At 47.2% G+C, this 23,821-nt stretch carries 23 protein-coding genes; 5 read left to right on the top strand and 18 right to left on the bottom strand.

The genetic code is table 11. The annotated features are described in order from the left end of the window. Nucleotides 1-41: 41 nt before the first annotated feature. The 7 genes from acpP to yceD form a co-directional block, all read right to left on the bottom strand. Nucleotides 42-278: an acyl carrier protein gene (gene acpP / locus EMM73_RS14500; protein ID WP_008898948.1), complete on the bottom strand. Its 237-nt coding sequence runs from the start codon at nt 276-278 to the stop codon at nt 42-44. Nucleotides 279-585: 307 nt separating this feature from the next. Beyond that, nucleotides 586-1,335, bottom strand: coding sequence for a 3-oxoacyl-ACP reductase FabG (gene fabG, locus EMM73_RS14495; protein WP_186435239.1), 750 nt, complete (start codon nt 1,333-1,335; stop codon nt 586-588). Nucleotides 1,336-1,352: 17 nt separating this feature from the next. Beyond that, entirely contained in the window at nt 1,353-2,288 is a 936-nt protein-coding gene (fabD, locus tag EMM73_RS14490; RefSeq protein WP_127687480.1) for an ACP S-malonyltransferase, read from the bottom strand. Between the two features lie 29 nt (nt 2,289-2,317). Continuing rightward, the gene (locus EMM73_RS14485) at nt 2,318-3,277 is read right to left on the bottom strand and encodes a beta-ketoacyl-ACP synthase III (protein WP_127687478.1); all 960 of its coding nucleotides are present in this window, start codon (nt 3,275-3,277) and stop codon (nt 2,318-2,320) included. A gap of 6 nt (nt 3,278-3,283) precedes the next feature. Beyond that, nucleotides 3,284-4,324, bottom strand: coding sequence for a phosphate acyltransferase PlsX (gene plsX, locus EMM73_RS14480; protein ID WP_186435238.1), 1,041 nt, complete (start codon nt 4,322-4,324; stop codon nt 3,284-3,286). Between the two features lie 6 nt (nt 4,325-4,330). Next, the gene (rpmF, locus tag EMM73_RS14475; protein WP_008898943.1) at nt 4,331-4,498 is read right to left on the bottom strand and encodes a 50S ribosomal protein L32; all 168 of its coding nucleotides are present in this window, start codon (nt 4,496-4,498) and stop codon (nt 4,331-4,333) included. Nucleotides 4,499-4,517: 19 nt separating this feature from the next. Next, nucleotides 4,518-5,045: a 23S rRNA accumulation protein YceD gene (gene yceD, locus EMM73_RS14470; RefSeq protein WP_127687476.1), complete on the bottom strand. Its 528-nt coding sequence runs from the start codon at nt 5,043-5,045 to the stop codon at nt 4,518-4,520. A 266-nt stretch (nt 5,046-5,311) separates the two neighbouring features. Here yceD and EMM73_RS14465 point away from each other — a divergent pair, with 266 nt between their 5' ends. Next, complete coding sequence (locus EMM73_RS14465) at nt 5,312-5,905, top strand: Maf family protein (protein ID WP_127687474.1); 594 nt, start codon at nt 5,312-5,314, stop codon at nt 5,903-5,905. A 131-nt stretch (nt 5,906-6,036) separates the two neighbouring features. Here EMM73_RS14465 and EMM73_RS14460 read toward each other — a convergent pair whose 3' ends face one another. Both EMM73_RS14460 and rluC read right to left on the bottom strand, forming a co-directional pair. Further along, complete coding sequence (locus tag EMM73_RS14460; RefSeq protein WP_127687472.1) at nt 6,037-6,684, bottom strand: HAD family hydrolase; 648 nt, start codon at nt 6,682-6,684, stop codon at nt 6,037-6,039. Then, nucleotides 6,684-7,643, bottom strand: a complete 960-nt coding sequence (gene rluC / locus EMM73_RS14455) for a 23S rRNA pseudouridine(955/2504/2580) synthase RluC (protein ID WP_127687470.1) — start codon at nt 7,641-7,643, stop codon at nt 6,684-6,686. The genes EMM73_RS14460 and rluC overlap by 1 nt, the downstream gene beginning before the upstream one ends. Nucleotides 7,644-8,259: 616 nt before the next feature. On the opposite strand from rluC, the gene rne reads away from it, so the two are divergent. Further along, entirely contained in the window at nt 8,260-11,889 is a 3,630-nt protein-coding gene (gene rne / locus EMM73_RS14450) for a ribonuclease E (RefSeq protein ID WP_127687468.1), read from the top strand. Between the two features lie 85 nt (nt 11,890-11,974). Here rne and EMM73_RS14445 read toward each other — a convergent pair whose 3' ends face one another. The 3 genes from EMM73_RS14445 to EMM73_RS14435 all read right to left on the bottom strand — a co-directional run bounded on the left by EMM73_RS14445 (nt 11,975) and on the right by EMM73_RS14435 (nt 15,138). Next, nucleotides 11,975-13,018 carry an alpha/beta fold hydrolase gene (locus EMM73_RS14445; RefSeq protein ID WP_127687466.1) on the bottom strand — a complete coding sequence of 348 codons (1,044 nt, stop codon included), beginning with the start codon at nt 13,016-13,018 and terminating at the stop codon, nt 11,975-11,977. Next, nucleotides 13,015-14,037, bottom strand: coding sequence for a serine hydrolase domain-containing protein (locus tag EMM73_RS14440; RefSeq protein WP_127687464.1), 1,023 nt, complete (start codon nt 14,035-14,037; stop codon nt 13,015-13,017). The genes EMM73_RS14445 and EMM73_RS14440 overlap by 4 nt, the downstream gene beginning before the upstream one ends. A gap of 84 nt (nt 14,038-14,121) precedes the next feature. Further along, nucleotides 14,122-15,138, bottom strand: a complete 1,017-nt coding sequence (locus EMM73_RS14435; protein WP_127687462.1) for an alpha/beta fold hydrolase — start codon at nt 15,136-15,138, stop codon at nt 14,122-14,124. 127 nt (nt 15,139-15,265) lie between these two features. On the opposite strand from EMM73_RS14435, the gene EMM73_RS14430 reads away from it, so the two are divergent. Then, on the top strand, nt 15,266-17,356 hold the full coding sequence (locus tag EMM73_RS14430) for a winged helix-turn-helix domain-containing protein (RefSeq protein ID WP_127687460.1): 2,091 nt from the start codon (nt 15,266-15,268) through the stop codon (nt 17,354-17,356). Between the two features lie 23 nt (nt 17,357-17,379). Here EMM73_RS14430 and EMM73_RS14425 read toward each other — a convergent pair whose 3' ends face one another. From EMM73_RS14425 to EMM73_RS14405, 5 genes are all read right to left on the bottom strand, one after another. Beyond that, nucleotides 17,380-17,754 carry a nuclear transport factor 2 family protein gene (locus EMM73_RS14425; protein ID WP_127687458.1) on the bottom strand — a complete coding sequence of 125 codons (375 nt, stop codon included), beginning with the start codon at nt 17,752-17,754 and terminating at the stop codon, nt 17,380-17,382. A gap of 87 nt (nt 17,755-17,841) precedes the next feature. Then, nucleotides 17,842-18,423, bottom strand: a complete 582-nt coding sequence (locus EMM73_RS14420) for a flavodoxin family protein (RefSeq protein ID WP_127687456.1) — start codon at nt 18,421-18,423, stop codon at nt 17,842-17,844. Next, a complete protein-coding gene (locus EMM73_RS14415) occupies nt 18,420-19,313 on the bottom strand; it encodes an EamA family transporter (protein ID WP_127687454.1) in 894 nt (297 codons plus the stop codon). The genes EMM73_RS14420 and EMM73_RS14415 overlap by 4 nt, the downstream gene beginning before the upstream one ends. Nucleotides 19,314-19,422: 109 nt before the next feature. Further along, nucleotides 19,423-19,935: a GNAT family N-acetyltransferase gene (locus tag EMM73_RS14410; protein ID WP_127687452.1), complete on the bottom strand. Its 513-nt coding sequence runs from the start codon at nt 19,933-19,935 to the stop codon at nt 19,423-19,425. Continuing rightward, nucleotides 19,935-20,330 (bottom strand): nuclear transport factor 2 family protein, encoded by a 396-nt coding sequence (locus tag EMM73_RS14405; protein ID WP_127687450.1) that lies wholly within the window; start codon nt 20,328-20,330, stop codon nt 19,935-19,937. Before EMM73_RS14405 ends, EMM73_RS14410 begins: the two co-directional genes overlap by 1 nt. A gap of 180 nt (nt 20,331-20,510) precedes the next feature. Here EMM73_RS14405 and EMM73_RS20210 point away from each other — a divergent pair, with 180 nt between their 5' ends. Together EMM73_RS20210 and EMM73_RS14395 are read left to right on the top strand one after the other, a co-directional pair. After that, the gene (locus EMM73_RS20210) at nt 20,511-20,882 is read left to right on the top strand and encodes a BON domain-containing protein (RefSeq protein ID WP_222422672.1); all 372 of its coding nucleotides are present in this window, start codon (nt 20,511-20,513) and stop codon (nt 20,880-20,882) included. Between the two features lie 236 nt (nt 20,883-21,118). Beyond that, nucleotides 21,119-22,630 carry an amidase gene (locus EMM73_RS14395; protein WP_127687448.1) on the top strand — a complete coding sequence of 504 codons (1,512 nt, stop codon included), beginning with the start codon at nt 21,119-21,121 and terminating at the stop codon, nt 22,628-22,630. A 32-nt stretch (nt 22,631-22,662) separates the two neighbouring features. Here EMM73_RS14395 and EMM73_RS14390 read toward each other — a convergent pair whose 3' ends face one another. Beyond that, a complete protein-coding gene (locus tag EMM73_RS14390; RefSeq protein ID WP_127687446.1) occupies nt 22,663-23,754 on the bottom strand; it encodes a phospholipase A in 1,092 nt (363 codons plus the stop codon). Nucleotides 23,755-23,821: the final 67 nt, after the last annotated feature.

The following is a 23,821-nucleotide window of genomic DNA, read 5'->3' as shown; positions in this document are numbered from 1 at the left end:
AAAACGGGTAGCAGAGGCTACCCGTTTTGTCAGCTTAACGCTTACTCAGCGTGGGCTTTGATATAGTCGATAGCAGACTGTACCGTTGTAATTTTTTCAGCTTCTTCGTCAGGGATCTCTGTGTCGAATTCTTCTTCCAGAGCCATAACTAATTCTACCGTGTCCAGAGAGTCAGCGCCTAAATCGTCAACGAAAGAAGATTCGTGCTTCACTTCTTCTTCTTTAACGCCTAACTGCTCGATGATAATTTTTTTAACGCGTTCTTCGATGTTGCTCATCTTTTCTTCCTTTTTCTCATGTAAATCGCAACAATTGGTGCAATTTTGTGTGGCGGCTAGTTTATGCGTAAGCCCGGTTTGTTGCAAGCAAAGGCATTCGCTTTTCCTGCTGGTCAAACCATTTGCCTTTGTCCTTGAAGCCGCAGCTTTGTTGACTGCGCTCTGTCGCCCCAATCACATAGAATACTATCTTCATGGGGACTATTCGCTTGTCGTCGCGCTGCACCACCAATGACGTTGGCAAACTTGCCTTAGTTCCTGAAACTGCAGTTTTATGGACTGCTACTTCAGGCACACTGGCAAAAACTTACACCATATACATACCACCGTTGATATGGATGGTTTCACCCGTAATATATGCTGCCGGACCTGAAGCCAAAAAGGCTACAGCGGCCGCTATCTCTTCCGGCTTGCCCAGGCGATTCGCCGGGACCTGGCTGAAAATTGCTTCTTTTTGCTCTTCTGACAATTCTTTGGTCATATCGGTGTCGATAAAACCTGGTGCAACAGCGTTCACCGTGATACCACGGGAAGCAACTTCTTTAGCCAATGACTTGGTAAAACCTAATACACCGGCTTTCGCTGCAGCATAGTTAGTTTGACCCGCATTCCCCATAGAACCTACCACTGAACCTATGCTGATGATCCGGCCGTGACGCTTTTTCATCATACTGCGCAGTACAGCTTTACTTAAACGGTACACTGATGTCAAATTGGTTTGCATGATGTCGAACCATTCTTCTTCTTTCATGCGCATCAACAGGTTATCACGGGTAATACCAGCGTTGTTCACCAGAATATCAATATCACCAAACTGAGCTTTAATAGTCTCTAAACACTGCTCTATTGAAGCTGTATCGCTGACATTTAACACCAGGCCTAAACCTTTGTCACCTAAATAAGTAGAAATAGCCGCAGCGCCTGAGTCAGTTGTTGCAGTTCCAACCACTTTAGCGCCCAAAGCAGCTAATTGCTCAGCAATAGCGCGCCCAATACCACGACTGGCGCCAGTGACTAAGGCCACCTGGCCTTCTAACGAAATAAATGGAGTCGTCATTCTAGTTAAACCTTTTATTATTCTGCAGCTAAAGCGTCTTTTAGTGACGCTACATCTGTGACTGAAGCCGTGTTCAGCTCTTTATTAATACGTTTAATTAAGCCACTTAATACCTTGCCTGCACCCAGTTCAATCACAGTGTCCACGCCTTGTGCAGCTAAAAACTCGATACTTTCAGTCCAGCGCACCGGACTATACAACTGACGCACTAACGCATCTTTGATGGCAGCAGCATCTGCTGGCGCAACAACGTCGACATTGTTCACTACAGGTATGACAGCTGTATGAAACGAAATACTGTTTAAATCATCTGCCAATTGATCAGCTGCAGGCTTCATTAAAGCGCAGTGCGACGGCACAGATACAGGTAAAGGCAGCGCACGTTTGGCACCAGCGGCTTTACAAAGTTCATTGGCGCGTTCTACCGCAGCTTTATTTCCGGCAATCACCACTTGGCCTGGTGAGTTAAAATTCACAGGAGATACTACTTCTCCTTGAGCGGCCTCAGCGCAAGCTTTGGCAATCAACGCATCGTCCAGACCAATAATAGCTGACATAGCGCCAGTACCGGCAGGCACAGCCAATTGCATATACTGACCACGTTTTTCCACAAGCTTAACAGCGTCAGACAAGGTCAAAACGCCAGCACAGACTAAAGCGGAGTATTCACCTAAAGAATGACCTGCTAAATAAGCAGGCTTGGCACCGCCCTGCTCCAGCCATACTCTATACACAGCGACTGAGGCTGTTAATAAAGCAGGCTGAGTGCGATGAGTTTCGTTTAATGCGGTATCAGGGCCATGGGCGACTAAGGCCCATAAGTCATAACCTAAAGCTGCTGAAGCTTCGGCGAAGGTATCGCGAACTGTTGCGAACTCTGCATGCAGTTCAGATAACATGCCAACGCTTTGTGAACCCTGTCCTGGAAACACTAATGCAAGTTTGTTGTTCATCATTTTTCCTGCAAATCTTCTCGTAATAGTTAGTAACGTATTAAAGCCGAAGCCCAGGCAAAACCACTGCCAAATGCTTCAAGCAATATAGTTTGTCCGCGCTGGATACGGCCGTCACGCACAGCTTCGTCTAAGGCTGTAGGTACTGTCGCAGCAGAGGTATTGCCGTATCTGTCGAGGTTGATCACCACCTGTTCCATCGACATATCCAGTTTGCGGGCCACAGCAGAGATAATGCGCAGGTTAGCCTGATGTGGTACTAACCAGTCAATTTGCGATTTATCCATATTGTTAGCGGCCAGAGTTTGCTCAACTACTTCAGATAATCGTGTGACTGCAACTTTAAAAACTTCGTTGCCTTTCATCGCGCCCCAGGAGCTGTGCACTGATGCTTCAACGCCACGTACAGGGTTATCGACATACAATAATTCGGAATGTTTACCGTCAGCATGAATATGAGTAGATAAAATACCCGGCTGCTCTGACGCTTCTAAAATAACAGCGCCTGCGGCATCACCAAATAAAATCACCATGCTGCGGTCTTCAGGGCTCATTAAACGCGATAAACAGTCTGCCCCTATCACCAGCACTCGTTTTGCCATGCCGCTTTTTACATATTGGTCTGCAATACTTAAGGCATAACAAAAGCCAGCACAGGCGGCTGCTACATCAAAAGCCGGAATACCCGGAATATCCAGTTCTCTTTGTACTTCGCAGGCTGCGCTGGGCAAAGCTCGGGAAGCGCTGGTGGTCGCCATGACAATCATATCAATGGAGTTTTTTTCGATGCCCGCTGCTTCAATAGCTTTGAGTGCAGCCTGAGCTCCCATAGTAGCGACAGTTTCATTGTCACCTATAATGCGGCGTTCTTTGATACCAGTACGTTCGATGATCCACTCGTCTGTGGTTTCAACCATGGTTTCGAGATCAGCATTGGTTCTGACCTGAGACGGAAAGTAACTTCCGGTTCCAATAATGCGTGAATACATTGGGCCCTACGCTTTGTCAATTAATACGTGTTCCAGCCTGTCTTTGATCTTCACCGGCACCTGGCGTTCAACCTCGCGCACGGCCTGACGGATGGCACTAAGAAATGCTTCTTTTGTCGCATTTCCATGACTTTTCACTACAATTCCGCGCAATCCTATCAGACTTGCCCCGTTATACTGGTCGGGGTTCACGCCTAAAGACATACTTTTCAGGAAAGGTTTGATTAACCAGCCGAAAAGTTGAGCAGACATGGAGTTTTTCAGTGCAGTTTCTAAGCGTTTTAAGATGAGCTTCGCCACACCTTCACAGGTTTTTAGCGCAACATTACCGACAAAGCCATCACAGACTATCACGTCAGCCTTGCCGGAAAAAATGTCATTACCTTCGATGTAGCCAATGTAATTGATATCCGCACATTCGGATAAGAGTAAGGAGGTTCTTTTGATTTGATCCGAACCTTTAATTTCTTCTTCGCCCATATTTAGCAAAGCTACTTTGGGTTTGACTATGCCTTCCACCTCTTCGGCCATCACAGCACCCATCACGGCAAACTGGAATAAGGTGTCAGAATCACAATTCACTGTTGCGCCCAAATCCAGCATAAAGACCGGACTGCCGACCGTAGAAGGCAAACTGCTGATTAAAGCAGGACGTTCAACACCATTGAGCATCTTCAATACAAAATGCGCCATAGCGATCAAAGCCCCGGTATTACCGGCACTGACACAAGCGGCCACTTTGTTTTGTTCGACTAAATCCAACGCAATACGCATCGACGACTGGCGCTTATTGCGCAAAGCCACAGAAGGTTTGTCGGTCATCAAAACTAATTGGGAAGCATGCTGAATAGAAAGCTGAGGATGGTTTAAATAACCCGCCTGTTCTAATTCATTGGTAAGTATTTCTGAATCGCCGCAGAGGACAAGATCTACATGGGGGAATTCGCACAGAGCTTCAATAGCTGCGGGAATAGTTGATTGGGGGCCATGGTCGCCCCCCATCATGTCTAAAGCTATACTAAGTCGTAGTGGTTGCAACAAGTGCATCCAACCTTACTTAATTACTTTACGACCTTTGTAGTAACCATCTTCAGTGATGTGGTGACGACGGTGCGTCTCACCTGAAGTTGCGTCTACAGACAGCGTTGGCCCAGTCAACGCATCATGAGAACGACGCATGTCACGTCTTGCACGAGATTTTTTGTTTTGCTGTACAGCCATTGCCTTTCTCCTAAAAAAACTATTTTTTCTTCAATTCTTGCAATATTGCAAATGGGTTCGGTTTTTCTGGTTCTGGTTCTATTTCTCCCCAGCTCATTTGCACTTTGGTTGGATCGCAAGATCCTTCGTCGTGCATAGGAAACAAGGGTAAAGCCAGAATTAATTCGTCCTCAACCAATTGCCTCAAGTTAACTTCGCCGTGTTCGTTTTTTTCGACCACTTCGTAGCGCTCTGGAATATCGTCATGAGCCGAATCTTTGTCACTCCTAATTGGAGTGTATGCAAAACTGGTATTCAGTTCCAGAGTCATGTGTTCACTACAGCGCTCACACTTCACTTGTACCTGACAACTAGCCTGGCCTTCAATAAAAACCAGGCCCTGTTCATCAGTTCCGCAATTTATTACTACGTCTACATTACCCTCTGAACTTACTAACGAGTCCGTTAATCTGGTTAAATTAACCAGAGGAACTATACCATCAAAGGTTGCACGTTTCTGTGCAGCTCGGGTTGGATCAAGGGTAATTGGAATTTTTACCTTTTGCATAAGGCGCGCATCATATAGATCGAGGCTAGAGCTGTCAAAGGATTCCTGCCTCTTTTTTGTTAATTATTCCCGCCTAAACCGCTGTTCTGACGGCCGTTCTGGCTGAATTCAGCCAAAGTAACTCAAGTTAGAGCGCAACCACATGCTTTTAACACCCACTACGCATCGACAAAGGGTGAAAATGTATGGAAAAAGTACAGCTAACAAAGTTGCAACTTCAGTCAGTAAAGGTATAGTGCGGCGCATTGTCCCAACGAGGTGCTTTTATGTCAACCACAGCTTTGTATTTAGCCTCTACTTCTTTATATCGTAAGGCTTTACTGGAAAAACTAACATCGAACTTTTCTACCGCAAAACCTGACGTCGACGAAACCGCTCTACCGGGCGAAACACCGGAACAACTGGTTAGCCGCTTAGCTGTATTAAAAGCACAAGCTGTAGCCAATAGCCTGACACAAGGTTTAGTCATAGGTTCAGACCAGGTGGCTGTATTTAACAATCAAATCCTCGGCAAACCTCATACCGCGGAAAATGCCTATAAACAGTTAAAAAGCTTTAGCGGCCATTGTGTCACCTTTTTAACTGGCCTGGCTCTGGTCAATGCCGAAACAAAACAGCATCAGCTTTGTGTCGAGCCATTTAAAGTGCATTTTCGTCAACTGACGGATGCTGAGATCCTTGCTTATATAGATAGAGAGCAACCACTGAACTGCGCTGGAAGTTTCAAAAGTGAAGGTTTAGGTATCAGCTTGTTTGAAAAGCTTGAAGGCGACGACCCAAACAGCTTAATAGGCCTGCCGTTGATTCGTTTATTACAGATGCTACGAAATGAAGGCAGGGATTTGCTCACCCAGCCTTGATTGGTGCACGCAGTATCAATAGATGGCCGGATGTAGGGGCCGTGGCTTGTCCCGGCCCGTCACTGAGCACCGCGGTTTAGTGAAGACGGGCGGGTACAAGACCCGCCCCTACAATTTGATATAAACAGAAATCAAAGCGCAGTTAACAACTCTGGCAGCGAATCAATAATAGCTTTGGGCTGATAACGGCTTAGCTCTTCCCTGCCATGCACTCCATGAGTCACCCCAATGCGTGGCATTTCTATGGCTTGCGCCATTGCCATATCGTGAATAGTGTCCCCGACCATAATAGCTCGGTGAGCGGGTAAGTTCAGTTCAGCCAGAATTTGCTTTAGCATATCAGGGCTGGGCTTCGATTCTGCTTCATCGGCGCAGCGGCTGGTGCTGAAGTACGGTTCTAATCCGGTTTCTTCAAACATCCGCTTTAAGCCTTTACGGGCTTTGCCTGTCGCCACAGCCAATAAAACACCTTGCTGCTTTAACTCTCGCATCACCTGCTCAGCCCCTTCGAATAAAGGTGTCGGCGGATGCTCATGCGATAAATACTGATCGCGGTAATGTTCAAACACAGTCTGACGCTGTGTGCCATTGATACCAGGGAATAAAATATCAAACACAGGGTCGAGGCTCAGGCCAATAATTTGTTTCACCTGATGTTCAGTCGGCACCACTAAACCAGACAGCTCTGCAGCAGAGCGCATCGAAGAAACAATACGCCCCACTGAGTCCATCACTGTGCCGTCCCAGTCAAATACCACTAAAGCAATATCAGAACTCATTATTTTCTCTTCAGTTTTTCAAGCACATTACTTAATGCGTTATCCAAAGGCGCTTCGCAGGTTAACAACTTGCCAGTGCCTGGATGGGTAAAGGTCAGAGTTTTGGCATGCAAATACAACCGGTTTAAACCGAGTTTCTGCATTTGTGAGGTAAATTCGTTATCACCGTATTTATCGTCACAGGCAATAGCGTGACCTTTACAAGCGGTATGCACCCGAATTTGGTGAGTACGACCAGTGACAGGGAAAGCTTCAACTAAAGTGCCTTCTTCATAACGCTGCAAAATTTTAAAACGGGTCTCCGAAGGCTTACCTAAAGCTTCGTCCACCTTCACCACGCGCTCACCACTTTGTAAGGTATTTTTGCGCAGCGGATCTGTGACTTTTTTAATTTTGCTGTCCCACTGCCCTGCCACTAAAGCCCAGTATTTTTTCTCTACTGTTTTTAAGCGCAGCTGTTCGTGCAGATTGGTCAGCACAGAGCGTTTTTTAGCGATCAGTAAACAACCTGAAGTATCACGGTCTAATCTGTGCACCAGCTCAAGATGGCGAGCTGTTGGACGCAATGCTCTTAATGCTTCAATCACTCCAAAAGATAAACCGCTGCCACCATGCACTGCCATGCCTGTAGGTTTGTTCAGCACTATTAAATCGTTGTCTTCAAAAAGAATATGAGTTTCAAGGTTTTTCACCATAGCGAGACCGGTTGATACCGGCTCTTTTTCCGGCTCGTCATGAACGACCAATGGTGGCACCCGCACCTGATCACCAGCTTGCAGCTTGTATTCAGGTTTTATTCGTTTTTTGTTAACCCGCACTTCACCTTTGCGCAAGACCCGATAAATCACACTCTTTGGTACGCTCTTCAAGCGCGCCATTAAGAAGTTATCTATGCGTTGACCGGAATAATCTTCTTCTACATCAATATATTGCACCGGAGTTTTGATATTTTCAGTCATGCGTTTCAGTTACTCTGCTAAGCTTAAATTAAGTTGCTATTGGTCGCTAATTAGTGGGATAATTACCGGGCTAATTATGCCAAAAACGGCAATTAGGGCGCTCAAAGTGACGTAAGAGAAAATGTGAGGCACCGTTCGGGAGGCAGATCATACCGAATTCGTTGGGAAAACCAACGTATTTATACTCTGCGGGCGAGAATAACGCTATTTGTCTGAAGTAATGCTGCGTAATTTATTACTGACAGAGACAAAACACAGATTCCGGTCACTTAGGCAAAAAAAAATTGCGACAACGCAGCGCGGTATCGCGCGATCTCTGTGTCAGATCACAGCAAAAAACATTTAAGTGCGGCCCTGACAAAGCGGCACCAAATATACTGAAGCAGGTTGAAGTTAGAGTAAGTTGACAAGCACGCAAACCAGGTTGGGATCAGAACCCATAAAACAGGCAGAGCAAAAGCAGTCAACTCTAGATAACAATAGCCCGGCAAAAGTATAAAATGAGTTAGCTCAAGCATTCCCAGTCGAGAGACTGCAGCATTGATATGTTTGATCATCTGAAACGCGGACGCAGGATGTCGTTGCGTTGTGGCCTATGCAATAGAGTCACAAAACAATGAAAAGAATGTTAATTAACGCCACGCAGGAAGAAGAAATCCGCGTAGCACTTGTCGATGGACAAAAATTATACGACCTGGATATCGAAAGCCCGGGGCACGAACAGAAAAAAGCCAATATCTACAAAGGAAAAATCACCCGGGTTGAGCCCAGTCTGGAAGCTGCTTTTGTCGATTATGGTGCTGAACGCCATGGCTTTTTACCTCTGAAAGAAATCTCCCGCGAATATTTCCCTGCCGGTTATACCTTTGACGGTCGTCCTAACATTAAAGAAGTGGTCAAAGAAGGTCAGGAAGTCATAATCCAGATCGATAAAGAAGAACGTGGCCAAAAAGGCGCAGCCTTAACCACATTCATCTCTTTAGCTGGTTCTTATTTAGTGCTGATGCCAAACAATCCTCGCGCCGGTGGTATTTCCCGTCGTATTGAAGGTGACGAGCGTCAGGATTTAAAAGACTCGCTGGATCAATTACAACTGCCAGACGGCATGGGTTTAATAGTTCGTACCGCTGGTGTGGGTAAGTCTCACGAAGAGCTGGATTACGACTTAAAAGCCTTATTAAAGCACTGGTCTGCTATTACACACGAAGCGCAAAACCGCCCTGCACCATTTCTGATCCATCAGGAAAGCAACGTGGTTTTCCGTGCTATTCGTGATTACCTGCGCCGTGATGTCGGTGAAATACTGATCGACAACCCACGTATTTTCGAAGAAGCCAAAGTTTATATTCAGCAGTTCCGTCCTGATTTTGCCCACCGTGTCAAAATGTATCAGGGCGAAGTGCCACTGTTTATGCACTTCCAGATTGAAACTCAGATTGAATCCGCTTTCCGCCGTGAAGTGCGTTTACCTTCTGGTGGCTCTATTGTCATCGACAGCACTGAAGCTTTAACGGCTATTGACATCAACTCGTCAAAAGCAACTAAAGGTGGTGATATCGAAGAAACCGCTTTTAATACCAACTTAGAAGCAGCCGATGAAATTGCCCGTCAGTTACGTTTACGTGACTTAGGTGGTTTGATTGTGATCGACTTCATCGATATGACGCCAGTGCGCCATCAACGTGAAGTAGAAAACCGCTTAAAAGACGCCGTAAAACAAGACCGTGCCCGTGTACAAATCGGCCGCATTTCACGTTTTGGTTTACTGGAAATGTCACGTCAGCGTTTACGTCCTTCGTTGGGTGAATCTGCCACTCACGTTTGTCCACGTTGTCATGGCCGCGGCACTATCCGCAGCACTGAGTCTTCCGCTCTGTCGATTTTACGTTTAATCGAAGAAGAAGCGATCAAAGACAACACCAGTCAAATTCATGCTCAGGTGCCGGTTTCTGTGGCCACTTACCTGATGAATGAAAAACGTGATTCAGTGCGTCGCATTGAAAGCCGTCATGGTATCCGGATTTACATCATTCCTAACGAACACATGGAAACGCCAAACTATGAAGTGACGCGCATCCGTATCGACGAAGAGATTGAAGAATCCAGCTACAACATGGTGAAAGCTCCTGCTGTCGGCAGTGCTGTGTATCACCCAATTGGCGAAAACGTCAAAGAAAAACCAGCAGTGTCGGCTATTAATATGGCTGAAGCCTCAGCTGCAGCAGCACCCGCCCCTGCTGCCCGTAAAGTAGAAGTGGCCGAAGTAAAAGATACAGGCCCTGGCTTGGTCGATTCTGTGGTGGGCTGGTTCAAATCGTTGTTCGCTGCAGCACCTGCTCCTGAAGTAAAAGTGGAAGAAGCACCACGCCGCACGAATAATCGTGATAACAACAGACGTCGTAACAACAAGAATCGCCGCCGTCAGGAAGGGGATGAAAAAGTTGCAAAAGACGACAACGCTACTCCAGCGAAAGCAGAGCGCACTTCAGAACGCAGCCAGGAACAACGAGCGCCAAGACAGGATAAACCTCGTCAGGAACGTGGTGAACGCCAGGAACGTGGAGAGCGCGCAGAACGTGCTGAACGACCAGAGCGTACTGAGCGTCCGGAACAGAAAAAACCTGTGGCAGAACGTCAAGCTCCTGTTAAAGCTGTAGAAAACGACGAAGAACATAGCACTAAGATTGTTGAGCGCCGTCAACGTCGTCAGATGCGAAAGTCTGTGCGTCATGAAAAAGAAGGCGTTGCCGCAGTTGCAGTAACAACAGCTGTTGAAGCCTCAGTAGTCGCCTCTCCTGTGATTGACACTTCTGTAGTTGCGCCAGTCGCCACCGACACAGCTGTAGCTGAAATTGCAGTAGCAGCACCAGTACAACAAGTTGTTGCAAAAACTGAAGCTGCGGTTCAGGCAAATGTTCCAGCCGATGTTATTGAAACAGGATCAACTGAAACTGTAACTGTGGATACTGCAGATGCAGAAAGCAATGATGCTGAGAAAGAAGCAGCTGAAGGCCGCAGCCGCAGCCGTCGTTCTCCTCGTCATTTACGCGCTGCTGGTCAGAAACGTAAAAAAGAGCAACAGGACCAGGAAGCTGAAGAAGCTTTAGCTGCCCGTTACCCAGAAGATCAGGACGCTGCAGTAAGCACTGAACAACAATTGGATCTGCCAATCACAACTGCAGCAGAAGAAACTGTAGTTGTAGTTGAAGCTGCGCCAGTGGCTGCTGCACCAGCTCCAGCGGTAGAAGCTGCGCCAGTGGCTGTTGAACCAGCTCCAGCGTTAGAAGCTGCGCCAGTGGCTGTTGAACCAGCTCCAGCGGTAGAAGCTGCGCCAGTGGCTGTTGAACCAGCTCCAGCGGTAGAAGCTGCGCCAGTGGCTGTTGAACCAGCTCCAGCGGTAGAAACTGCGCCAGTGGCTGTTGAACCAGCTCCAGCGGTAGAAACTGCGCCAGTGGCTGTTGAACCAGCTCCAGCGGTAGAAACTGCGCCAGTGGCTGTTGAACCAGCTCCAGCGGTAGAAACTGCGCCAGTGGCTGTTGAACCAGCTCCAGCGGTAGAAACTGCGCCAGTGGCTGTTGAACCAGCTCCAGCGGTAGAAACTGCGCCAGTGGCTGTTGAACCAGCTCCAGCGGTAGAAACTGCGCCAGTGGCTGTTGAACCAGCTCCAGCGGTAGAAACTGCGCCAGTGGCTGTTGAACCAGCTCCAGCGGTAGAAACTGCGCCAGTGGCTGTTGAACCAGCTCCAGCGGTAGAAACTGCGCCAGTGGCTGTTGAACCAGCTCCAGCGGTAGAAACTGCGCCAGTGGCTGTTGAACCAGCTCCAGCGGTAGCAGCTGCGCCAGAGGCTGTTGCACCAGCTCCAGCGGTAGCAGCTGCGCCAGAGGCTGTTGAACCAGCTAAGGTCGTTGAAACTACACCTGTAGCTGCTGAAACTGCGCCTGTTGCTGAAGCTGTGGCAGAAGAAGCGCCAAAAGCAAAAACACGCAAAGCGCCTGTGAAAAAAGCAGTAGCTGAAGTAAAGGCCCCTGTTATTTCTGGTAACAGATACGCGAAAATGGTCACAGCGGATATGACTAAACCTGTGGTAGAGGCTGAAGCTCCGGCTACAGTTCAGACTACAGCTCAAACCACTGGCATGGATAATAGCGAACGACCTCTGGTCATCAGCTCCGAACGTCCAGGAGGCTCTGCCTCTGCCCGTCAGATGAGTGTTGCTCCTATGACTAAACCTGGTTCAGTTGAATAAGCTGGCTTAAAACCAAAAGTGAGGCCACCGCAAGGTGGCCTTTTTGTTTGCTATATACTGACGCTATCTCTGCCGCTTAGTATTTTTACTCTGATGCAAAATGCGCCAGCACCTTGTCCAGCACCTGCTGACGAATTTCATCCTGCTCGAACAAGAGTTCGTGTTTAGCGCCTTTAATCACCTGCAAACCACCGACACAGCCTGAATTTGAGTTTTCCGCCAACAGGGTGCAAAACTCTTGTTGTGCATGTGCTGACACTATAGTGTCCAGCTCTGCCTGCATCACCAGCACTGGAATTTTTATGGTCTTGGCTTGCTGCCGCATTTGAGGTAATACGGCGCAAGCCTGATCCAGCCAGCCCCAGGTAGCACCGCCTAATTGCAGCTGTGGATTATCCTGATACAAAGTTTGCATCCACTGATAACGCTGTTTTGAGCCAGTCAGCTCATTGCCATCAAAAGAACCGGCCACATAAGGCTTGTCAGCAAAACCGGCATAACCTTCTGTGGAAAACAATGTCACTGTTGATGCCAGACGACAGGCGTCCCATTCGTCATATGCCAGCTTGCCATTAATGCCATGCATAGGAGCGGACAAAGCCGCTTTTTGAAATACGTCGGGGTGCTGCTGTAAATACAAGGTACTGATAGCGCCCCCCATAGAATGGCCTAGCAGATACAAAGGTAGTTTTTTATCCACTTGCTCTTTATCTGCCAGCACAACCCGACTGACCAGTTGATGCATATCATCAATATAATGCTGAAAATCGTCTACATGACCTTTGTGTGGATTATCGGTTAAACGACTCGACAGGCCCTGTCCTCTGTGATCAAACATCAACACCTGATACCCCTGCTGGGTCAGTTGATAAGCCAGTTCCTGATACTTCAGATAAGATTCAGTGCGGCCATTAACCACCACTATTGTGGCTGTTACCACAGTGGGTGTGATGACTACATAATGTAAGATGTTGCCATCTGACAACTTCAGTTGCTGTGGTGTCACAGTTTGCCAGAAGGGTTGAATCTGCTGTTGATATGCGGCCGTATAATTATCCGCAGCCTTGACGTCTTTGATAATAAAACCAGATAACAACGCAGCGGCTATTAATGTGTAGTGAAACTTCATCCCTTGTCCTTATTCATTTGACTCAGCATCTGAATGACTGAGCGCCTTAATTTGTCATGATAATAAGCGGCTCTGGCGAGATTGGCCGGGTCCAACGATTGATTCTCCAGCACGACTAAGGTCAGTTGATGCTGAGGGAAATGATTAAAAACTGAGACATAACCAGGAATATAACCGCTATGACTCCATTCAACTCCTGCTGCAGTGTGCGAAATTTGCAGCCCATAACTGTAATAGACTTCACCCCATCGGTGCGGACGTAACAGCTGTGGTGTTGTCATTTGTTGCAGACTCGTTTTTGTTAGCTGCTGTCTCATGCACAAAGGTAACAATGCAATATCAGCAGCGGATGAAACTAAACCACCACTGGGCTCTGCTTCAACTGGCATAAAACCTGTGATGGTTTTTAGCCGGCCTTGCTCTTCATGCCAGCCCTGATTTACCACGTCAGCCTTGTTGGCAAAACCAGAGCTGTGCATCTGGCATTGCTGCAACAATTGCTCAGCCAACTCAGCATATGGGCGCTTTGTGACAGCAGTCAGAATTTGCCCCAACAACTGGAAATTTAAATTGTTATAACGAAACTGACCATAGCTCTGCTGGGTACTGATATCCACCAGACCAGAACTATGGCTCAGCAAATCAGCAACTCGTACTGACGCAGTCCAAGGCTGTTTAAGTTCAGGTAAATAGTGTTTGACCGGTGCCTGTAAATCCAGAGTACCATTCTGCACCTGCTGCATCACTAACACAGCAGCCAGAGTTTTACTGATGGAGCCAACAAAAAATGCGCTATGTTGATCAAAAGGCTTACCCTGTGAAGTGCTGCCTTGCTGATAGTGCCATAAAACTTCTGTCCATTGCATGAGCAGGGCTGAGCCCTGAAACTCGGGGCGACCTTCCATTTTTTCTTGTATCTGTTTAGATAAAAATTCTGCATTAGAGGCAGAAAGTGGCGCATCTGCACCCACTATATAACCAGAGAAAAATAAAAAAGGGATAACGAACATCTTGAACATAAGCTATTGAACTCACAACTGATCATAAAACAAAAGCCAAGTCTACCTTGAGCCTTCACCGCTGTAACCAGAGTCAGTGAGTATTTATTTTACAGGGAACGCCATTAACCAATCCACAGCCTCTGTGATCACTGCAGGCTGCTGAAAAAGCACCAGATGGTCAGAATGTTGAAGTTCTATATACTGACCACCAGAGCGCTCTGCCTGTTGTTTGCTCCAAACATCCCCTTCCTGCTGCCAGAGTAGAAACTGTGATTTTTGTTCTGGGTTTTGGTTGATTTGTTGTTGCTCAAAGTCTGAATTAATCACAGACACTGGCCGCTTAGTGTAAAAAGGCAGAGCCTGATAGGCATCCAAATCGTCAGCGTAGGCAGCAATTTCTTTCGCCCTGTTTTGTTGACGTTCAATTCGTAGTCGCTGCTGTGCCATAAAGTCAAAATAAGTCCAGTCCATGTAGCTGGCATAGTCTGCCGGCACTAACTTTTGCACCAGTAGCCGTTCCTGCTGCAGCTTTTTCGCAGTACGCTCTGTCCAGACCCCGGTTTTTAATGCAGGTAAAAGTTGTGCCAGATTCGCCTTATACCAATAGGCCGGATAACCTTTGTACAAAGCAATGGAGCCAGGCAGAGGAATATCAGGGTCAATCAGCAGCAGCCCAAGGATCTTTAGTGTGGAATTCTGATGAGCAAATAACAAACCGGCCACAGAACTGCTGGCAAAACTAAGCAGCAAGATTTCCGGTTCATCTAACTCTGCCAAAACTAAGGCTAAATCCTCTGCAAAACGCCTGTAGGATGGATTATTTACCTCTGAACTCAGGCCCTGCCCCAATCTGTCTATGGCATAAGTTCGGTACTTTTCGGCCAGTACCGGTTGCAGTAGAGCAAACCAACCACTGTCACTATGCCAGTGCTCATTGGGGCCAGACAGCAATACGACGGCAGGCCCTTTGTGTTCCAGCCCTGCAGAGCGCAGCTGAAACCCGGCGCCGCCAGCTTTAATGATCCTCACGCCTTCAGGTAAGGCTTCTGCAGCTTTGACTTCTGCCGTACTTATCCAGCCAATCACAGCGTAAAACAACAGCGACTTCAACAGGGTCATTAGGGTTCTCCATCAATAAAACTCTGATGTTGCATCAGAAAAAGACGGCAATAACACAAGTGTTAAGGACATTTTTATGATAAAAAGCTTACCCTTAGCCAAAGCATCTTTCCGGACTTTTTGATCTATGCCTGCACACCACACTCATCAGCGATTATTGATTGGTCAACTGACCTTTGATCCCAACAGCCGTGAGCTAAGCTCGTCAACAGAAAGCTTGTATCTGGAACCTCAAGCCTATCAGCTGTTGTCGCTTTTTATTGCAGCAGAGCAAGGCCAACTGAGCCGAGATCAAATGATTGAACAGCTGTGGGCAGGTCGCGTGGTCAGCGAAAGCGCCATTAATAAGTCGGTGTCGTTATTACGCAAGGCTTTTGCTCAGCTGGACTCTGCAACAACTTACATTGAAACTCTGCCTAAGGTTGGCTATCGGCTTTGTCAGCCTCTGACTGTCGAATCACTACAACAGCAAAAGGTCGAATCAGTTACAGAGCCTGCCCTCATAACTCAAACTGCAACACCTGCAGTTGTTGCAGTGAAAAGCTCCGGCTTTAAAACCAAATTGGGATTAGCCTTACTTTGGACATCCCCTTTGCTATTTTTTGTCTGGTGGTTTTTTATTACGTTAGCTCCTGCGCCAGAACAACTAACTACGCCTTATATGACAGCCCCAGTACCCGTCAGCCATGCTCAGGGTGTTGAGTATGATCTCAGCCTCAGCGCTGATGGCGCTGTACTGTTGTATTTCTCTTCACAGGCAGAAAAAAAACAGCTGCTGTTACAACAGGGTAAAGACCAACTCCAGCTGTTGTCAGAGGAAAATGACATCAGCACCGCAGCATTAAGCCCAGATGCTTTGCAAATTTTATGGGTAAAACAAAACCAGCAAAGCTGTGTTGTCGAGTGGTTTTTACTCGACAAGCCTGAGCAGAAAAAAACAGTAGCCCAGTGCACTACAGATGCAGCTGTAAAGCTTAGTTGGCAAAACGACAGTAAAGGTTTTTATCTGCGCGACAGAGCCGACAAAACCCAACCTTATGCTTTGAGCCGTTACCGTTTGGATACCACAGCTAAACAGCAGATCACCAATCCGCTCAGTTCAGAAAGCCCTACCGGAGAGTTGACTTTTGCTGAGTCCGATGATGGCAAAAAGCTGGCAGTTTTACGTTATATGGAAAATCAGCAGACTTTGCTGCTGATTCTCGACAGCAGCAGTTTTGTGGTGTTACAGCAAAAAATTCTGCCGCTTAAAGCCACGCAGATAGACTGGTTAGGCAATCAGTTGTTACTAAGCAAAGGCGCTGAATTGCTGCAATACAGTTTCGACACAGACCAGCTGGAGTTTTTATTTTATACAGGCCGTACTGTGCAGTCGCTTGCGGTTTCCAATCAACAGATCTATTACGCTGATTATGAGCTGAACGCCGATATCTGGCAGCAGGATTTGAGCAACAATAAAGCAAGGATCCGTATAGGCAGCAGTAAAATTGACCGCATGCCGAGGGTGAACCACAAAGGCGACTTAGCCTTTTTAAGCCAGCGCCATGGCAAAGATCAGATCTGGTTGCAGCCTGCTGGCCAAAACGAATACCTGTTGGCGGATTTGCCTGGCGTCCCTGCTTTTGTGCGTCTGCAGTGGTCCCCGGATGGCGAATCGTTAATCTTCAGCAAAGACGGCGCCTTATGGCAACTTATTGTGGCTTCAGGCCAGCAGCGGGTGCTGGTCGCGCCTGAACATCAGGTGGAAGTGGCTAACTGGATAGCGGATGGTTCAGGCATTATTTACAGCAGTCAACAAAGTGGCGACTGGCAACTATGGCAACTGGATTTAAGCACCGCAGCCACCACTCAACTGACAACTCAGGGTGGTTACAGCGGTTATCTGCTGCAGGGACAGCTGTATTTCAGCAAATTTCATCAGGACGGCTTATTTCAGCTGGATTTAACCACCGCAGAAGAGCAGTTACTGATCGCTGATTTTAACAAAATCAACTGGCTCAACTGGAGCTTATCCGAAGGGCAGATTTATTATTATCAGCCGGATCAGGGCATACGACAGTACCAGCTACAGAGCAAGGAAAACAGCCTGCTGCTCGAGACGCCCGAACGTTTTGTCCATCATTACGCTATTGAAAACCAACAGCTTTTTTATGTCAAAGCTGGCTTGCCCAAAGGCGATATTTATAAGCTGGTGCCTGATGCTAGTAAATCCAACTGATAAGTAGGTACTGAATAAAGGACTTACAACAGCACTTTTTCTCCGAACTGAAACAGGGCCTTGACGATAAGACCCTGTTTCACCTGATAACTGCATAAGAGTTCAATCTGACCCCGGCCTTCTGGGAAATTACGCTGAATAAGTTCGTGGTCAATCACCCACTCCCCCATCACTATCCGGTTTAGTAGCTGCGCATGCAAATCAGCTTCAGCAAAACGCTGGCTGATCCGCTGCTGCATTTCACCGTGACCGCGCGCCAACACTAGGCCGTGAAAATCCAGCTGTACTGCATCAGGATGATAACAAGCCAGCCAGGCTGAGGTATCTTTGCTGTTATAAGCGTCCAGTTGCTGCTGTATCAGTTGCTCTGGTGTGATCTGTTTTTTGCTGTTTGTCATCTGAGCTTTACCTTGTGATAAAACTCAGATAATGGCCAAAAGCGCAGTAAAACACCAGTGCTGCTTTGGAAACTCAAAGTTGCCTCATCAATACTGTGTTATGTCAGCTGGTTTTAATCGACTGACAATACGAGCCACCCTTTGGCCCAGATAAAAAGCAGTTTCCAAATCTGGCGCTGCTATTGCGCCATCCACTGCTCTGACAATCAAACCCGCCTGAGCACCAAGCCGGTTTGGCGCCTTTGCATCACCAGCACCTGCTAAATCCAGTCCTGTCCACAACATGCCGTGCTGGGCCGCCAGAATTTGCAAATAATGCAGGCAATGTAAGGTATCGCCACAGTAGCCAGTGCCCACAGTAAAACCAGCTACGACTTTGTCCGCCCAACGCTGCTCAACCCAATAATCGCCAGCTGTGGCATCAGCAAAAGCTTTGAACTGCGCCGATACAGAGCCCATAAAAGTGGGAGAACCAAAAATGACGGCCTCAGCCTGATCAATGACTTCAAGCATTACTGAATTCTTGTATCGCCCTTGCTGTATATCCGCCCCTTCAATGCGAAGTAATTGAGGCTCTGCAGCTGCGACTGAACGACAACCTGCGGCCACAGCTTCAGCCAACTGTGCTGTGGTACCAGTGACCGAATGATAAACAATAGCTATCTTCATTGGCTTGCCTCCGCTTTCACTGGCACCACTGGAGCTGCCATTTTATGCTGACCAAGCCAGACACCGGTCAAGACCAACAGCATGCCCAGACTTTGCAGCAGCGTCAGATGCTGATCCAACACCACAATACCAAGCACAGTTGCACTTAAAGGGCTGAGTAAACTAAAACCTGTGACCGCACTGGCTGACATCCGCATTACGCCTCGCAGCCAGAAAATATAAGTCAGGCCAGTACCTATCAGACCAAGCCAGAGATAACCCAGAATATGAGTCAGGTTAAGGCTTTGCGGCAGGGTTTCGACACTTAAAGCAAGCGGCAACAAAAACAAGCCGCCAACACTAAGCTGCCAACTGGTGAGTACCATAGCACTGACCGGAGGCTGCCATTTTTTTGTTAGTAAAGTGCCACAGGCCATTGCCAAAGCACCAGCTGCAGCTGCTAGTACACCTAGGCCATCCAACTGAGCTGCAGGCCCTAACACCAGCAGAGCCACACCCAATAAACCCAACAACGCAGCAATCCAGCTTAGCCACGATGTGCGGCCATCCAGTACAGCCCAACTTAAAAAAACCACAACTAAAGGCTGAATAGCGCCAACTGTCGCAGCAACACCACCAGGTAAACGATAAGCAGCGACAAAAAGCAGAGCCTGAAATACACCAATATTTAAACAACCTAACAGCAGAATTTTGCCCCACCAGCCAGACTGCGGTAGCTGCCGTAACCATAACAACATCAAGAGCCCTACCGGCAAGCTACGTAAAGCGGCAGACAATAAGGGGACATCAGGAGGCAAAAACTCTGTGGTGACTAAGTAGGTACTACCCCAAATCAGCGGGGCTAAAGCGGTTAACCAGGGATCATACCAACGGGATACAACAGAACTCATGAACAAAGCCTCCTTTTACAGTGCATAGCGCACAGATTTAAAATCAGCCGCCACTGTAAAAGCTCAAGCTAACTTGAGGTCAAGAAGAATTTAAATGATTATTAACAGCTTATAATTTCCGCCACATCAAATAACCCGCAACAGTTCTGCCTTGCACTATGGCCACTTGCGGTATGGTTTCCATTTTTTGAAAACCGGCCTTTATCAGCACCCGCTCTGACGCCAGATTTTCTGTCGATACGCAGGCAAATAAAACCATTAATCCCATTTGCTTTGCATGCTGTATTAATTGACACAGAGCAAAGCTGGCAACACCTTGACCTGACCAGTGTTCAGCAATGCGATAGCCGACATAAGCCGATCTTGTCACCGGATCTATGTCTTTGATGTTAGCTCTGCCAATCAGCTCATTGTCTGTATTAAAAATCAGTGTGGGCCAGGCCAACGTCTGCTGTTTTAGCAGCAAAAACTCCGCTATATGCTGCTGGACTGCTGCGGGCTGATAAAAATCATCCGGTCTTGCTTCAATACTTTGTTCAAAAAAGCTTTTGTGGGCTAACTCAAACTGAAGCACTGCTTCGACATCATCTGAATGCAAAGTTCGGATCCGATAACCGGACATTAAACAGGCCCACTCGCGGGTAGCACTGTTGTACCCTGATGAAATACCATTTGCCAGCCAAGGCTATTGAGTTGCCATAAAGAGCTGCGTAACGACAATTTGCTTTGCATCTCTCCTGCTTTACGTAATTTGGCTTTGTACAATACCTGAGCTAAATCGGCAGATAACAGCCTGACTTCAAAATCAAAAGCTTCCACCGAAGGTGCTTGCTCTTCTGGTAGTCGCTGCAATACATGAGCTTTGTCAAAACGCACCCCAGAGGCTGCGATTTCTTCAAAACCATTGGCCAGCAACAGATTTAACCGGGTTTGACTTCGCCTTGTTTCCGGTTGATGCAGTTGTAATTCCAGAGCAATCAACTGTTTTGTTAGGGCCTTTTGTTGTTCTGATGTCACGATCACCTGCTTTGTTAGGCTTTTAAGCTACTATCGTCGTTTTACCTCAGTTAACAGAACAGGCGCAAGTATTTCTGCATAGAGCAAGCCGAAGTACGTTAACGCACAGACAGCAAGCTCAAGCAAAGCCACTATCTTAGGTAACCCAGCCCCCACGCATCACCCAACGGAGACTTTATTATGAAATTATCTACTGGTTTTACCTTGTCTGTCTTACTGCTTTCATCAGTAACGCTGACGGCTTGCGATAAATCCACACCAACCTACCCTGGTGCTGTTAAAACAGCCGACGATCAGGCTGCTTTAATGCCAGAAACAGACAGTGCAGAGCCTCTGACTATTTCAGATATCAATATCAACCAAGATGTAACAACGGCACTATTAGCGGACAATGAGTTAAAACACTTTGATATTACTGCAGTATCCACCAAAGGGGACCTTCGTTTGACAGGTGAGGTAGATAATCAAAGCCAAATTAATCAGGCCCTGTTGCTTGCTGAAGCTGTTACCGGCGTGAAAACTATACATAACGAACTGACGGTCAAGCGTTAATATAATCACCGCTTCCCTGAAAGAGGCGGTGTTATTCTGCATACGATCAAATACACAGGCAGAATAGCGCCCTTGTCATGGGCAAAAGCCCAGTCCGGCATAGAACGGGCCCCCTATTCCAAAGCTTCCCCTCTAAATTCAGACCCGCTAATTTGTTGTTTTAACTCAGATCTATTGCAACTACCCCACCTTTAACTGATGGTTAGTTGATAAAATAATCATCTGTAGGAAAAGCGATGCGCTTATCTTTGTTCAGTCTCTTGCTTTGTTGTTCTTTTAGTCAAGCCGCAGAGCCACTGCAGCATATTACTGTAGAGCAAGCTGGCATACTAATGCAGCAACAGAAACTCAGTTCTGTTGAATTAACCCAGTATTATTTAACACAAATAGCCAGAGTGGACGATGCAGGTCCGCAGCTCAATGCCATAGTAGATATTAATCCTGATGCACTGCAGCAAGCAGCTGTGCTGGATGAAGAGCGTAAAGCTGGCAAAATTCGATCAGCATTGCATGGCATGCCAGTGGTGTTAAAAGCCAACATAGCTACTGCTGATAAACTGCCGACCACAGCAGGAGCTCTGGCTTTAAAAGACTTTACAACAACCAGAGATGCGGCCTTGGTTACTCAATTGCGCTCTGCTGGTGCTGTGATACTGGCAAAAGCTAATTTATCTGAGTGGGCTAATTTTCGTGGCGAAGGCTCTGCCAGTGGCTGGTCTGCTCTTGGCGGGCAAACCAAAAACCCCTATTTACTAACTCACAGCCCCTGTGGTTCCAGTTCTGGTTCAGGCGTTGCGGTAGCAGCTGATTTAACCTTGTTAGCTGTAGGCACTGAAACTGACGGGTCCATAGTCTGCCCCGCATCTATGAATGCAGTAGTCGGAATTAAACCAACCCGCGGGTCAGTGGCCGGAGCTGGTATTATCCCTATCGCGGATTCACAGGACATCGCAGGCCCTATGGCCAGAACAGTAGCCGATGCGGCTGCTTTACTTGAAGTACTGCAAACGTCAGAAGCCCAACAAAAAACCGGCCCGCTGCAAGCCAGTGCCTGGCTACCAAAAAAAGTAGTACTAGTGAGAGCTTTTGACAAAGACTACCCAGCTGTAAAATTGATGCTGGATAAAGCGGAGGCGGCCTTGTTAGTCGCAGGTGTACAAGTTCAGACAGTTCAAAGTTGGCAATTACCCGCTGAATTATATCAGGATGAACTTCAGGTACTGGTCTATGAGTTTGGCAGAGATTTGGCCCGCTGGTTGACAGATTATCAAGCTCCGGAACAAGTGAATACTGTACAAAAGCTGGTCGACTTTAACCATGCTAACGGGAAAGCCGCCTTGGCCTTTTATGGCCAGGATTATCTGCAACAAGCTGCGACTCTGGATCTCACCAAAGAACACCTAAACTACCAGAAGGCGTTGAAGAACAGCAGAGTTTTGGCTGAGCAACAGTTAGACCTGTATTTAAAACAAGCAAAGGCTGACCTGATTTTAATCCCCAGCTATGGGCCATCCTGGCCTATCGATCATGTAAAAGGGGATAGTTTCAGCTTTGGTACCTCCACAGCAGCTGCAGTAGCAGGTTATCCAAACCTCAGTTTGCCGGGCGGTTTTGCTGCAGATTTACCTCTTGGCCTGAGCCTGATCGGGCTACCTTGGTCAGAACAAAAAATGATAAGCACTGCTAGCTTTCTTGAACAAAAACTGCAAGCCCGTAAAGCCCCTGAATTTCTGCAACAAGCCCGTTAGTTCGGGCTTGTTGCTTTTTAACTTGCAACTTGTCAGAAATTAAACAGCATCACTCCGACACCCATACTATTTTGGCGAAAGTTGTAATCCAACAAAGTTTCGCCGTAGCCGGAAAACACCTGTAAATGCCAGCGTAAGCCGTCCAGCTTACTGCTATCGACCGGATAGGTTAGATCCAACTGCCAGGAACCACGGCTTAAGTGAGAAAAATCATTGCGCCAGACCAACTGGGCCGTTGCATGGCCTGGCAACCAACTGGCGCTTATTTCATGACTACCAATATAGTCAATTAAATCCGGGTTATCGTCTTCTTCACCGCTTTCAGAAATACGCTGGTTGTATCGCCAGTTCAGACCAAACTCGCCCTTATCCACAGCAAAACCGGCATAAATTTTATTCCAGCTGCGCGATAAAGGCTTCGCTTGCCCATTCGACTGGTGAGCTATACCAAATTGCAACATGCGTATTTGCCAATCACCCGGCAAGTCGCCCCACGCATCGGCCACAGGCACTATATACATCAGCTCAGGCTGATAGTCGGTGTTACGAAAAGGTGCAGAATCCTGATCATTCCACAATTGCCACATCGACCTCTGGCTAAAGGCAAACCACAAGTCAGCACCAGGCAACAGCAGCTCTGTCATCAGCTTGGCACGTAATGATACCTGGATTTTACTCTCCATTTGTTTGTAGTTTTCGTTGGCATCGGCTTGCCCCCGGGTTGGGCTTTGTGGCGCTTTGTTAATATTGGACGTGATATGAGCAGGTAAAAAGAAGTTAGGCTGGTAAGTGCGAAACACAAAACGATCACGTTTTTCTTCAGGCGTCAGTTCCCAGTATTTTTGCATCACTGTGGCAATTGGAATTTGAACTGCACTGACTTCTGCTGCCTGAGCTTTCACATCTTGTTTTACTTCTACATCTGCTTCTGCTGAGTTCGTTGCGGCTGAAGTTTCGACAATTTCGGCGCTGCTGGTGCCAAAAATACGGTCATAACAGGCCAGACGTAGATCTTTATTCGTGGTTTCACGACAATTTTTAACGTCCTGAGCAGAAACCCCGGCACTGACTGCACTTATCAGTACAAAAGCCGTTAGTCTTGATACTTTCTGTAGTTTTTTCACGCTCACTCCCGTAGCCTAAATACTGTCCTGCATAAGAAAGGTTATGCCCCCTTAGATAGATACCCTC

The organism is Rheinheimera sediminis (assembly GCF_004005375.1).
Taxonomy (GTDB): Bacteria; Pseudomonadota; Gammaproteobacteria; order Enterobacterales; family Alteromonadaceae; genus Pararheinheimera.
This window is presented reverse-complemented; position numbering and strand designations above follow the sequence as displayed.